Genomic DNA, 12,851 nt, shown 5'->3' with positions numbered 1-12,851 from the left:
TGTAAATTGGTCTTACCAATTATGCGAACTTTGCCAGGTTCGGCTGCCCAGCGCCCTTGCACACACAGGTCTTGGCGCGTATCCGATCTGGTCACAGGCAAACCCAACAACAATTAGGGAGCCAACCCCCATGCAAGCCTGGCAACAACTCTATACCCCCCTGGGCAGTCTCGGCCTGTCGGCCGCCGCGGCCGTCATCCCGATCGTGTTCTTCTTCCTCGCCCTGGCGGTATTCCGCCTCAAGGGCCACATCGCCGGCAGCATCACCCTGGCGCTGGCCATCGCGGTGGCCATCTTCGCCTTCCACATGCCCGCCGACATGGCCTTCGCCGCCGCCGGCTACGGCTTCCTCTACGGTCTCTGGCCGATCGCCTGGATCATCGTCGCCGCGGTCTTCCTCTACAAACTGACGGTGAAGAGCGGCCAGTTCGAGGTGATCCGCAGCTCGGTGCTGTCGATTACCGGCGACCAGCGCCTGCAGGTACTGCTGATCGGCTTCTCCTTCGGCGCCTTCCTCGAAGGCGCCGCCGGTTTCGGCGCGCCGGTGGCGATCACCGCCGCCCTGCTCGTCGGCCTCGGCTTCAATCCGCTCTACGCCGCCGGCCTGTGCCTGATCGCCAACACTGCGCCGGTGGCCTTCGGCGCACTGGGCATCCCGATCATCGTCGCCGGCCAGGTGACCGGTATCGACGCCTTCAAGATCGGCGCCATGACCGGCCGCCAACTGCCGTTCCTGTCGATCCTGGTACCGTTCTGGCTGGTGTTCATGATGGACGGCTGGCGCGGCATCCGCGAAACCTGGCCGGCCGCCATCGTCGCCGGCGGCAGCTTCGCCATCACTCAGTACCTGACGTCCAACTTCATCGGCCCGGAGTTGCCGGACATCACCTCGGCACTGGTCAGCCTGGTCTCCCTGACCCTGTTCCTCAAGGTCTGGCAGCCGCAGGGCGCCAGCGAAGCGCTCGCCGCAGGCGGCGGCGCGGCCGTGGCCGGTGGCGGCTTCGGCGGGCAACGCAGCGTCGAACCGTCCGCCTACAGCTTCGGCGAGATCCTCAAGGCCTGGTCGCCGTTCCTGGTGCTCACCGTACTGGTGACCATCTGGACCCTGAAACCTTTCAAGGCCCTGTTCGCCCCGGGCGGCGAGCTCTACTGGCTGGTGTTCAACTTCGCCATCCCGCACCTCGACCAACTGGTGGTCAAGGGCGCACCGATCGCCACCAGCGCCACGCCGATCGCCGCGGTATTCAAGTTCGACCCGATCTCCGCCACCGGCACGGCGATCTTCCTCTCGGCGTTGGTATCGATGCTCATCCTGCGCATTGGAACGAAAATTGGTATTACCACTTTCAAGGAAGTCCTGGTGGAGCTGAAGTGGCCGATCCTGTCCATCGGCATGGTCCTGGCCTTCGCCTTCGTCACCAACTACTCGGGCATGTCCACCACCCTGGCCCTGGTCCTGGCCGGTACCGGCGCGGCGTTCCCGTTCTTCTCGCCGTTCCTCGGCTGGCTGGGGGTATTCCTGACCGGTTCGGATACGTCCTCCAACGCCCTGTTCAGTTCCCTGCAGTCGACCACCGCGCACCAGATCGGGGTCAGCGACACCCTGCTGGTGGCCGCCAATACCAGCGGCGGCGTGACCGGCAAGATGATCTCCCCGCAATCCATCGCCGTGGCCTGCGCCGCGACCGGGATGGTCGGCAAGGAATCCGACCTGTTCCGCTTCACCCTGAAGCACAGCCTGATCTTCGCCGCGCTGGTCGGACTGATCACCCTGGCCCAGGCATACCTATTCACCGGCATGCTGGTGCACTGACCGCGCCCTGATCGGCCGCGCGTCGGCGATACTGCGCAGGAAATGGCCCGGGGAGGCTCGCCTACGATCGTAGGCCCGGCTCCCTTGGCCATTTCCGCCGTATCCCGCTCCACTGCGCTCGATGCAAAACCTTTCGACACAACGGAAGAGCCCAATGATCATTTCCGCTTCCACCGACTACCGCGCCGCCGCCCAACGCAAGCTGCCGCCGTTCCTCTTCCACTACATCGACGGCGGCGCCTACGCCGAGTACACCCTGCGCCGCAACGTCGAGGACCTGTCGGCCATCGCCCTGCGTCAGCGGGTGCTGAAGAACATGTCCGAGCTGAGCCTGGAAACCCGCCTGTTCGACGAGACCCTGGCGATGCCGGTGGCGCTCGCCCCGGTCGGTCTCACCGGCATGTACGCCCGCCGCGGCGAGGTCCAGGCGGCGCGCGCGGCGGCGGCGAAGGGCGTGCCCTTCACCCTGTCGACGGTATCGGTGTGCCCGATCGAGGAGGTCGCCCCGGCCATCGACCGGCCGATGTGGTTCCAGCTCTACGTGCTGAAGGACCGCGGCTTCATGCGCAACGCCCTGGAGCGGGCCAAGGCCGCCGGCGTCACCACCCTGGTGTTCACCGTCGACATGCCGGTCCCCGGCGCCCGCTACCGCGACGCCCATTCCGGCATGAGCGGCCCCTACGCCGCGCCGCGCCGCATCCTGCAAGCCATGACCCACCCGGCCTGGGCCTGGGACGTCGGCCTGCTGGGCAAGCCCCACGACCTCGGCAACATTTCCGCCTACCGCGGCAACCCGACCGGACTGGAGGACTACATCGGCTGGCTGGGCGCCAACTTCGACCCGTCGATTTCCTGGAAGGACCTGGAGTGGATCCGCGAGTTCTGGGACGGCCCGATGGTGATCAAGGGCATCCTCGACCCGGAGGATGCCAGGGATGCGGTGAAGTTCGGCGCCGACGGCATCGTCGTCTCCAACCACGGCGGGCGCCAGCTCGACGGCGTGCTGTCCAGCGCCCGCGCGCTGCCGGCGATCGCCGATGCGGTGAAGGGCGAACTGGCGATCCTTGCCGACTCCGGCATCCGCACCGGTCTCGACGTGGTGCGGATGATCGCCCTCGGCGCCGACAGCGTGCTGCTCGGCCGCGCCTTCGTCTACGCCCTGGCCGCCGCCGGCGAGGCCGGGGTGCGCAACCTGCTCGAACTGATCGAAAAGGAAATGCGCGTGGCCATGGTCCTCACCGGGGCCAAGTCGATCGGCGAGATCAGCGCCGACTCGCTGGTCCGCGAACTGGGCGCCTGAGACGCCCACCAGAAAAGCCTGAAAACGCCCGGGGCGTGACCGTCGTCCCAGGGCCGAGGAAAGCCGATGAGCCTGCCGATTCCCTTTCTCGAGACCGTCGAGCGGCTGATACCGCGCGAACGCCGCTTCGACGACCCGCTGTCGACCCTGGCCTTCGGCACCGACGCCAGTTTCTACCGGTTGATTCCCAAGCTGGTGCTGCGCGTCGAAAGCGAGGACGAGGTCGCCGCGATCCTATCCGCCGCCTACCGCGAGCAGGTCCCGGTGACCTTCCGCGCCGCCGGCACCAGCCTCTCCGGCCAGGCCATCAGCGACTCGGTGCTGCTCGTCCTCGGCGACAACTGGAACGGCCGGGAAATCCGCGCCGACGGCGCGCAGATCCGCCTGCAGCCGGGTGTCATCGGCGCCCAGGCGAACGCCTGGCTGGCGCCGTTCGGCCGCAAGATCGGTCCCGACCCGGCCTCGATCAACGCCTGCAAGATCGGCGGCATCGTCGCCAACAACGCCAGCGGCATGTGCTGCGGCACCGCGCAGAACAGCTACCACACCCTCGCCGGCCTGCGCCTGCTGCTGGCCGACGGCACCCGCCTGGACAGCGAGGACCCGGCCAGCGTCGCGGCCTTCCGCGCCAGCCACGGCGAGCTGCTTGAACGGCTTGCCGAACTCGGCCGCGAGACCCGCGCCAATGCCGAACTGGCCGCGAAGATCCGCCACAAGTACCGGCTGAAGAACACCACCGGCCTGTCGCTGAACGCGCTGGTCGACTACGACGAGCCGCTGGACATCCTCACCCACCTGATGGTCGGCTCCGAGGGCACCCTCGGCTTCATCAGCGCGGTGACCTACGACACCGTCCCGGAACACCCGCACAAGGCCTCGGCGCTGCTGGTTTTCCCCACGGTGGAAACCTGCTGCACGGCGGTCGCGGTGCTCAAGCGCCAGCCGGTCTCGGCGGTGGAACTGCTCGATCGGCGCAGCCTGCGCTCGGTTGAGAACATGCAGGGCATGCCGGAATGGGTGAAGAGTCTTTCCGCCGGTGCCTGCGCCCTGCTCATCGAGTCCCGCGCGGCGAGCCGCACGCTGCTGCACGAACAGCTCGGGCGGATCATGGCCTCCATCGCCGAATATCCGCTGGAGAAGCAGGTCGACTTCAGCGAAGACCCGGCGGTCTACAACCAGCTCTGGCGCATCCGCAAGGACACCTTCCCGGCTGTCGGCGCGGTGCGCGAGACCGGCACCACGGTGATCATCGAGGACGTCACCTTCCCCGTCGAACGACTGGCCGAGGGAGTCAACCGCCTGATCGAGCTGTTCGACAAGCACCGCTACGATGAGGCGATCCTCTTCGGCCACGCGCTGGAGGGCAACCTGCACTTCGTCTTCACCCAGGGCTTCGACTCGCCCGAGCAGATCGCCCGCTACTCGGCGTTCATGGACGACGTGGCGCACCTGGTGGCGGTGGAGTACGGCGGCTCACTGAAGGCCGAGCATGGCACCGGACGCAACATGGCGCCGTTCGTCGAACTGGAGTGGGGCGAGGACGCCTATCGCTTGATGTGGCAGCTCAAGCGCCTGCTCGACCCGCGCGGCATCCTCAACCCGGGTGTGGTCCTCAGCGACGACCCGCAGAGCCACCTGAAGAACCTCAAGCCGCTGCCGGCTGCCGACGAGATCGTCGACAAGTGCATCGAGTGCGGTTTCTGCGAACCGGTCTGCCCGTCGCGCGGACTGACCCTAACGCCACGCCAGCGCATCGTCCTGTGGCGCGACATCCAGGCGAAGAAGCGCGCCGGCGTCGACACCACGGCGCTGGAGCGCGACTACCGCTACCAGGGCATCGACACCTGCGCCGCCACCGGCCTATGCGCCCAGCGCTGTCCTGTGAACATCAACACCGGCGAGCTGATCCGCAAGCTGCGCGGCGCCGACGCCCGCCACGCCGAAGGCGCCACCTGGCTGGCGCGCAACTTTGCCGGAGCCATGCGTGCTGCGCGCTTCGCCCTGCTCGCTGCCGACGGCGCCCGGCGCCTGCTTGGCGCGCCCCTGCTGGCCAGGGCCAGCCGCGGCCTCAGCCAGGCCAGCGGCGGCCGCGTGCCGCAATGGACGCCGGCGCTGCCGCAGCCGGTACGCCTGGCGCCGCCGACCGCCCCGCTCGACGACGAGCGGCCGAGGGTGGTCTATCTCGCCGCCTGCGTCTCGCGTGCCATGGGCCCGGCCTTCGGCGACGAAGAGCGCGAGCCGCTGCTGGACAAGACCCGCCGTCTACTGGAAAAGGCCGGCTACCAGGTGGTGTTCCCGGATAACCTGGACAACCTCTGCTGCGGCCAGCCGTTCGCGTCCAAGGGGTATGCGAAGCAGGCCGACGACAAGCGCGACGAGCTGCTCGCCGCCCTGCTCCAGGCCAGCCGCGGCGGCCTCGACCCGATCTACTGCGACACCAGTCCCTGCACCCTGCGCCTGGTCCAGGGTCTGGACGATCCGCGGCTGCAGATCCACGACCCGGTGAAATTCATCCGCAGTCACCTGCTCGATCGCCTGGAGTTCATCCCGCAGGACAAACCGGTAGCGGTGCACGTCACCTGCAGCACCCAGCACCTCGGCGAGAGCCAGGCGCTGATCGACCTGGTCGGCCGCTGCACCCGCAAGGTGGTGATCCCGGAAGGCATCCACTGCTGCGGCTTCGCCGGCGACAAGGGCTTCACCACGCCGGAACTGAACGCTCACTCCCTGCGCAGCCTGAAGGATGCCGTGCAGTTCTGCGAGGAAGGCGTATCCACCAGCCGTACCTGCGAGATCGGCCTCAGCGAGCACGGCGGGATCGACTACCGCGGGGTGGTCTACCTGGTGGACCGGGTGACGCAGGCGAAGGGCGCGCCTCGGTAGGGCGAATAACCACTCGCGGTTATCCGCCGGGCCATGCTCCGCAGAAGCAGCGGATAGCGCCGCTGGCGCTATTCGCCCTACCTCACGACTCCCACCGGTAGGGCGAATAACCGCTCGCGGTTATCCGCCGGGCCATGCTCCGCAGAAGCGGCGGATAGCGCCGCTGGCGCTATTCGCCCTACGTCAGGCGAAATGGCTGCTCCGGCGTCGTCGGCCCGCGCCGGGTCGGGCAAAAAATCCGTCGTTAAGCACCTCTTAAGTCAGCCGCGCCTATCGTGCCTTCCACCGCGAGGACATCCCTCGCCGAAACGGAAGCAGGAGGCCTTCATGGCAATTCAACCGTTGCGACTCGATCCGATCACCGTGCTCGGCAAGCAACTGGTCATCGAGCTGTTCGACTGCGTCGACCAGCGCTTCGACGATATCCAGTGGATCGAGGAAAGCATGCTCGAGGCCGCCCGCCAGGCCAACGCCACCATCATCACCTCGGCGTTCCACAAGTTCAGCCCGATCGGCATCTCCGGCGTGGTGGTGATCGCCGAATCGCACCTGGCGATCCATACCTGGCCGGAGTACGGCTATGCCGCGGTCGACGTGTTCACCTGCGGCGACGTGCTCGATGGCGCCCAGGCCGTGCGCGTGCTCAGCGAACGCCTGGGCAGCCGTCGGCACCTGATCTCGAGCATGGACCGCGGCCTCGGCGGCCATCGCCTGGGGCTGCTCAGCCGCAGCCTGGCCGGCAATGGCCCGGTCGACGAAGACAGCCCGACCCTGCGCTGGGCGCTGGGCCAGGGCACGGGGGTGGCCTGATGGATACGCCGATCGAACGCGCCCCGCTGGCTCCCGACCTGAGCCAGGCCCGTTACGCCGTCGACCTCACCGGCCTGGTGCCGGCGGAGGTCGCCGCCGGGCTGCCGCCGCTGCCGCCGAACCACTTCTATTTCTATCCGCCGGACCCGCTGCTGGAAGGCGACGGCGCGATCACCGCGATCGAGGACAGCGACCCCTTCGACCAGTACGTCTACCGCCTGCGCCGGGTGCTCTACCAGGGCCGCACGCGCTGGCAGAACGTGCTGATCGCCGACACCTACAACTACGACCGCGTGCTGATGCTCGACGGCGCGATCCAGAGCGCCGAGAGCGATGAGTCGCTGTACCACGAGCTGCTGGTGCAGCCGGCCATGCTCGCCCACGACGAGCCGCGCGACGTACTGATCATCGGCGGCGGCGAAGGCGCCACCCTGCGCGAGGTGCTGTCCCATGCCAGCGTGCGGCGGGCGGTGATGGTCGATCTCGACCGGGAGCTGGTGGAACTGTGTCGCGAACACCTGTTCCAGTGGCACCAGGGCGCCTTCGACGACCCACGCTGCGAACTGCTCGCCGAGGACGGCCGGGCCTATCTCGAGCGCGACCCGTCGCTCTATGACGTGGTCATCATCGACGTCGTCGACATGCTCGACAACGGCCCGGCCCAGGCTCTCTATACCCGCCAGTTCTACGAGCTGCTGCATTCGCGCCTGCGACCGGGCGGGGTGGTCGCGGTGCAGGGGCTGGAGTTCTCCCACAGCGACGACAAGCCCCACGCGGCCCTCGCCCGCACCCTGCGCAGTGTCTTCTCCCAGGTCCACAGCTACCGCGCCACGGTACCCTCGTTCCTCTCCTCCTGGGGCTTCCTGCTGGCTTCCGACTGGCTCGACACGAACCACTGGCAGGCCGAGGACATCGACCGACGCATCGAACGCAAGCTCGGCCCGCTGTGGCTCGACCACCTCGACGGCGACTACCTCAAGGCCTGCTTCGTGATGGACCGGGAAACCCGCTTCCTGCTCGCCCAACCGGGACCGGTACTGGAAGACGGCGTACCCTTCGTCGCACCGCCGGATATCGAGGAGATCGAGTTCGGCCCGGCACAATTGCCGGCCCTGGCGAGGACCTGAAGATGTCCGCCGCTCCCCTGGCCAGCGTACCGCTGGCCGTCAACGGCGCGCCCTGCCTGCTGCACCGGGTACGCTTCCGCTCCGCCGCGGACGGCGGCGGCCTGCCGCTACTGGCCACCCTGCGCGATCCGCAGCCGGCGCTGGCCGTCCTGGCGCAACGCATCGAGCTGAGCGAAGACGCGGAACTGCCGGAGACCGCCGTCGACGACGAGCTGCTGGTGATCTTCGCCAACGCCGGGCTACAGACCGGGCACGCCTGGCGCCAGCGCCTGGAAGCCTGGATGGCCGCCGGCGAGGACGAGCGCCAGCCGACCCTGGAAGCGCCCTCGTTCGGCGAGCGGGTGCTGTGGCGCCCCGGCCGCGCGCTGGTCATCGGCAACCCCGAGCGCTGCCGGGAGCTGCTCGAAGGCCTGGCCGTGTTCGCCTGGCACGAAGGTCACCTGCGCCGCCTGGAAGGCGAGACCGCGGCGGCCTGGGAACCGGCCCAGGCCGATGTCGAACTGACCCAGCTACCGCGCCGTGCCGCCCTGCGGCGCCAGGAACATGTGAACCGGCAGGTGCGACGCACTACACTCTGGCGCATGGCCTATGCCCGCCTGGAGTCGCACCTGGAGAAGCCGCCGCTGCAACTGAACGGCGCTGTGCGCCGGCTCTACAACGAACTGGCCATGCAGGCCGAAGTGCACGATCGCCTGGCGACCCTGGACGACCGCATCGAAGTGCTGCAGGACCTCTACGAACTGGCCGCCGACCGCCTCGGCGAATACCGCTACTTCCGGGGCGAACTGCGGGTCGAATGGCTGATCGTCGCCATCCTCCTGCTGGAGGCCGGCCTGAGCCTGTGGGAATTGTGGAATCACTGAAACGAGGCTGCCATGAGAATACTGCTGGCCGAGGACGACCTGCTGCTCGGCGACGGCATCCGCGCCGGGCTGCGCCTGGAAGGCGATACCGTGGAATGGGTGACCGACGGCGTGGCCGCGGAGAACGCGCTGGTCACCGACGAGTTCGACCTGCTGGTGCTCGACATCGGACTGCCGCGCCGCAGCGGCCTGGACATCCTGCGTAACCTGCGCCACCAGGGCCGGCTCACCCCGGTGCTGCTGCTCACCGCGCGGGACAAGGTGGCCGACCGGGTCGCCGGGCTCGACAGCGGTGCCGACGACTACCTGACCAAGCCCTTCGATCTCGACGAACTGCAGGCACGGGTGCGCGCCCTGACCCGCCGCACCACCGGTCGCGCCCTGCCGCAACTGGTGCACGGCGAGCTGCGCCTGGACCCGGCGACCCACCAGGTGACCCTGTCCGGGCAGGCGGTGGAACTGGCGCCGCGCGAATACGCACTGCTGCGCCTGCTGCTGGAGAACAGCGGCAAGGTGCTCTCGCGCAACCAACTGGAGCAGAGCCTCTACGGCTGGAGCGGCGACGTCGAGAGCAACGCCATCGAAGTCCACGTCCACCACCTGCGGCGCAAGCTCGGCAACCAGTTGATCCGCACCGTCCGCGGCATCGGCTACGGCATCGACCAGCCGGCGCCCTGAAAACCGCCTACCGGAGTCCCCCGATGTCCCGTGCCGCCGTCCCCTCCGTCCGCCGGCGCCTGCTGGTCAACCTGCTGGTCGGCTTCGTGCTGTGCTGGCTGAGCGTGGCGGCGCTGACCTACCACCTCTCGCTGAAGCAAGTGAACCGCCTGTTCGACGACGACATGGTGGACTTCGGCGAAGCCGCCCTGCGCCTGCTCGACCTTGCCACCGAAGACCAGGCCGGCGAGGACGGCTCCATCACCGAGATCATCGAACGCAGCCGCGAAGCGATCCAGGGTCTGCCCCTGCTGCGCCGCGAAAGCGCCCTCGGCTACGCCCTGTGGCGCGACGGCCAGCCGCTGCTGTCGAGCCTCAACCTGCCGCCGGAGATCACGGCCCAGGGCCCCGGCTTCAGCACCGTGGAAGCCCAGGGCACCCACTGGCGGGTGCTCCAGCTGAACATCGACGGCTTCCAGATCTGGATCAGCGAAAACCTGATCTACCGCCAGCACACCATGAACCTGCTGCTGTTCTACTCGCTGTTCCCACTGCTGCTGGCGCTGCCGTTGCTCGGCGGCCTGGTCTGGTTCGGCGTTGCCCGCGGCCTGGCGCCGCTACGCGAAGTGCAGGCCGAGGTCCAGCAGCGCTCCGCGCGACACCTGCAGCCGATCGCCGTGGAAGCGGTGCCGCTGGAGATCCGCGGCCTCATCGACGAACTCAACCTCCTGCTGGAGCGTCTGCGCACCGCCCTCGAGGCCGAACGCCGACTGACCAGCGACGCCGCCCATGAAATCCGCACGCCACTGGCCAGCCTGCGCACCCATGCCCAGGTCGCGCTGCGTTCGGAAGACCCCAAGGCCCACGCCCGCGGCCTGCTGCAAGTCAGTCGCAGCGTCGAGCGGATCAGCACCTTGATGGAGCAGATCCTGCTCCTCGCCCGCCTCGACGGCGACGCCCTGCTGGAGCAATTCCACCCGGTCAACCTCGCCACCCTGGCCGAAGACGTACTCTCCGAACTGGCGCGCCAGGCCATCGACAAGGACATCGAGCTGTCGTTGCACCAGGAGACCGTGTACGTGATGGGCATCGACCTGTGGCTGAAGGCGATGGTCGGCAACCTGGTGGGCAACGCCCTGCGCTACACACCGGCCGGGGGCCAGGTCGAGATCCGCGTCGAGAATCGCGCCCAGCACGCCGTGCTGCGGGTGCGCGACAACGGCCCCGGGGTCGCCCTGGAAGAGCAGCAGGCGATCTTCACCCGCTTCTACCGCAGCCCCGCCACCAGCAGCGGCGAGGGCAGCGGACTGGGCCTGCCGATCGTCAAGCGCATCGTCGAACTGCACTTCGGCAGTATCGGCCTGGGCAAGGGACTGGAGGGCAAAGGGCTGGAAGTGCAGGTGTTCCTGCCGAAGACCCAGCCGGACGCGACGCGGCCGCCGGCCAGAGGTCCGGACAGCGGGCGGTCACATATCTGATAGCCTGCGCATTGGCCGGGAAAGGGATAGGCTAGCGGCTTCGCAACCTCCCAGGAGACCCGGATGAACATCGGTGAAGCGGCGAAGAAAAGCGGACTGACGCCGAAGATGATCCGTTACTACGAGTCCATCGAGTTGCTCCGCCCAGCCGGACGCAGCGCCAGCGGCTACCGCCACTACAACGAGAACGACCTGCATACCCTGGCGTTCATCCGCCGTTCGCGGGACCTCGGTTTCTCCCTCGACGAAGTCGGCAAGCTGCTCACCCTCTGGCAGGATCGCCAGCGTGCCAGTGCCGACGTCAAGGCCCTGGCGGCGCAGCACGTGCGCGAGCTGAATCGCAAGATCGAGGAGCTCAGCACCCTGCGCGACACCCTGCAGGACCTGGTCGAGCACTGCCAGGGCGACCACCGCCCCGACTGCCCGATCCTCAAGGACCTGGCGTCTGGCTGCTGCCACTGATATCCAGCAGCGGCCAGCGCGCCGTCCAGTTCTTCTCCCGCAGGCGCCGCCGGTAGACCTCCGGCTTGCCGGCGAAATGCGCGGTGGGCCGCACCTTCAGCGCCAGCAGGTCGTCGACGCCCAGCGGTGCCAGTAGCTCCAGGCGTTCGCCGACGAGCCGCAGCGCCACCGCCGTGCATGTTTCCGCCCAGTGGCACAGCGCATCGGCGCAATCCCGGTAGGGCCGGTCGCCGTTGCGCAGGTGCATGCGCGCCTGGTTCTTCACCGACCAGGGTACCTCGCAGCGACGGCGCAACGCGGCCTCGAAGTCGGCGTCGGCCTGCGGGTCGAGGGCCCGCGGGGCGAAATGAAGTACGTCGATGTCCGCCAGCGGCGTGGCTTCGCCGTAGCCATGCAGATGGTCCCATACCGCGTTGCGCACGAAGCCGGCGCCGATCCAGGCGCCCTCCGGGCCGACCTCGCGCAGCACGCGGAGCAGATGCAGGCGCGAGGAATCGGCGGCGAACAGCGCGAGGATGTCTTCCGCCGTTTTCATCCCAACCGCCGCACCGGCCAGGCGAAGCGTCGCAGCAGGCTGGCCGGCAACAGGGTGATGGCCAGCCCGACGAACACCAGCGCGCAGGCCAGCAGGCTGTCCAGGTCGAGGCGTTCGCCGAGCAGCAGCCAGCCGGCGAGCATGCCCGACACAGGCACCGCCAGGGCGAACGGGGTCACCAGGCTGGCCGGGTAGTGGCGCAGGAGGAAACTCCAGATGGCGAAGCCCACCGTGGTCGCGCCGAAGGCGATGTAGAGCAGCGCGCCGAAGCCGCCCCAGCTCATGTTCAGCACTGCGCGCTCGATGGCTTGCGGACCTTCGAATAGATAGGAAAGCGCCAGCAGCGGCAAAGGCGGGACCAGGCTGACCCAGCAGATCAGGCGCAGCATGTCGGTGGCCCCGGAACGCTTGGTGGCGATATTGGCGAAGGACCAGGCCAGCGCTGCGGCGACCACCAGCAGGAATGCCAGCAGGCTGTCTCCCAGCGGCCGTTCCAGGCCGATCAGGACCAGCCCCGCCGCCGCCAGCAGGAGGCCGAACAACCCGCGCGGCGACGGCCGCTCGCCCAGCCATAGGGCGGCGATGAGGATGGTGAAGAATACCTGGCTCTGCAGCACCAGCGACGACAGCCCGGCCGGCATGCCCTGGGCCATGCCGACGAACAGCAGGCCGAACTTGACCACCCCGAGGAGCACGCCGATCAGCAGGATGCGTCCGAACGGCGCCGGCATCGGCCCGCGCAGGACCAGCAGCGGCAGCGCCGCCAGGGCGAAGCGCAGGGCGCAGAACAGCAGCGGCGGGAAGTCGCCGAGGCCGACCTTGATCACGACGAAGTTCAGACCCCAGATCAGGGTCACCAGCAGGGCGAGCAGGATATGTGCAACAGGCATGGCGGCCTCCGGAAAACTTCAGGCCACGCTAGC

The 12,851-nt window shown here is 68.3% G+C and carries 11 protein-coding genes; 9 read left to right on the top strand and 2 right to left on the bottom strand.

All coding sequences use genetic code 11. The features are described 5' to 3' along the window. Positions 1-130 precede the first annotated feature (130 nt). The 9 genes from HMPREF1224_RS31485 (at position 131) to cueR (ending at position 11,393) form a co-directional block, all read left to right on the top strand. Positions 131-1,813 carry a lactate permease LctP family transporter gene (locus HMPREF1224_RS31485; RefSeq protein WP_003163444.1) on the top strand — a complete coding sequence of 561 codons (1,683 nt, stop codon included), beginning with the start codon at positions 131-133 and terminating at the stop codon, positions 1,811-1,813. 154 nt (positions 1,814-1,967) lie between these two features. Then, positions 1,968-3,113 (top strand): FMN-dependent L-lactate dehydrogenase LldD, encoded by a 1,146-nt coding sequence (gene lldD, locus HMPREF1224_RS31480; RefSeq protein ID WP_003100494.1) that lies wholly within the window; start codon positions 1,968-1,970, stop codon positions 3,111-3,113. Positions 3,114-3,179: 66 nt separating this feature from the next. Continuing rightward, positions 3,180-5,996: an FAD-binding and (Fe-S)-binding domain-containing protein gene (locus tag HMPREF1224_RS31475; protein ID WP_003123510.1), complete on the top strand. Its 2,817-nt coding sequence runs from the start codon at positions 3,180-3,182 to the stop codon at positions 5,994-5,996. Positions 5,997-6,323: 327 nt separating this feature from the next. Beyond that, entirely contained in the window at positions 6,324-6,806 is a 483-nt protein-coding gene (speD, locus tag HMPREF1224_RS31470; protein ID WP_003095236.1) for an adenosylmethionine decarboxylase, read from the top strand. After that, positions 6,806-7,933 (top strand): fused MFS/spermidine synthase, encoded by a 1,128-nt coding sequence (locus HMPREF1224_RS0112305; protein WP_003102234.1) that lies wholly within the window; start codon positions 6,806-6,808, stop codon positions 7,931-7,933. The genes speD and HMPREF1224_RS0112305 overlap by 1 nt, the downstream gene beginning before the upstream one ends. Before the next feature lie 2 nt (positions 7,934-7,935). Then, positions 7,936-8,796: an RMD1 family protein gene (locus HMPREF1224_RS31465; protein WP_003102235.1), complete on the top strand. Its 861-nt coding sequence runs from the start codon at positions 7,936-7,938 to the stop codon at positions 8,794-8,796. 12 nt (positions 8,797-8,808) lie between these two features. Further along, positions 8,809-9,474, top strand: coding sequence for a two-component system response regulator PrmA (pmrA, locus tag HMPREF1224_RS31460; RefSeq protein ID WP_003095244.1), 666 nt, complete (start codon positions 8,809-8,811; stop codon positions 9,472-9,474). 23 nt (positions 9,475-9,497) lie between these two features. Then, positions 9,498-10,931 (top strand): two-component system sensor histidine kinase PmrB, encoded by a 1,434-nt coding sequence (gene pmrB, locus HMPREF1224_RS31455; RefSeq protein WP_003112923.1) that lies wholly within the window; start codon positions 9,498-9,500, stop codon positions 10,929-10,931. A 63-nt stretch (positions 10,932-10,994) separates the two neighbouring features. Continuing rightward, positions 10,995-11,393, top strand: a complete 399-nt coding sequence (gene cueR, locus HMPREF1224_RS31450; RefSeq protein WP_003095248.1) for a Cu(I)-responsive transcriptional regulator — start codon at positions 10,995-10,997, stop codon at positions 11,391-11,393. Here cueR and HMPREF1224_RS31445 read toward each other — a convergent pair. Next, positions 11,362-11,928 carry a nucleotidyltransferase family protein gene (locus HMPREF1224_RS31445; RefSeq protein WP_010793738.1) on the bottom strand — a complete coding sequence of 189 codons (567 nt, stop codon included), beginning with the start codon at positions 11,926-11,928 and terminating at the stop codon, positions 11,362-11,364. The two genes, cueR and HMPREF1224_RS31445, sit on opposite strands and share 32 nt — an antisense overlap. Next, positions 11,925-12,818, bottom strand: a complete 894-nt coding sequence (locus HMPREF1224_RS31440; protein ID WP_003161352.1) for an EamA family transporter — start codon at positions 12,816-12,818, stop codon at positions 11,925-11,927. The genes HMPREF1224_RS31445 and HMPREF1224_RS31440 overlap by 4 nt, the downstream gene beginning before the upstream one ends. Positions 12,819-12,851: the final 33 nt, after the last annotated feature.

The organism is Pseudomonas sp. P179 (assembly GCF_000478485.2).
In the GTDB taxonomy this organism is placed as follows: Bacteria; Pseudomonadota; Gammaproteobacteria; order Pseudomonadales; family Pseudomonadaceae; genus Pseudomonas; species Pseudomonas aeruginosa.
The sequence above is the reverse complement of the archived record's forward strand: the minus strand, read 5'-3'. Positions and strand labels throughout refer to the sequence as shown.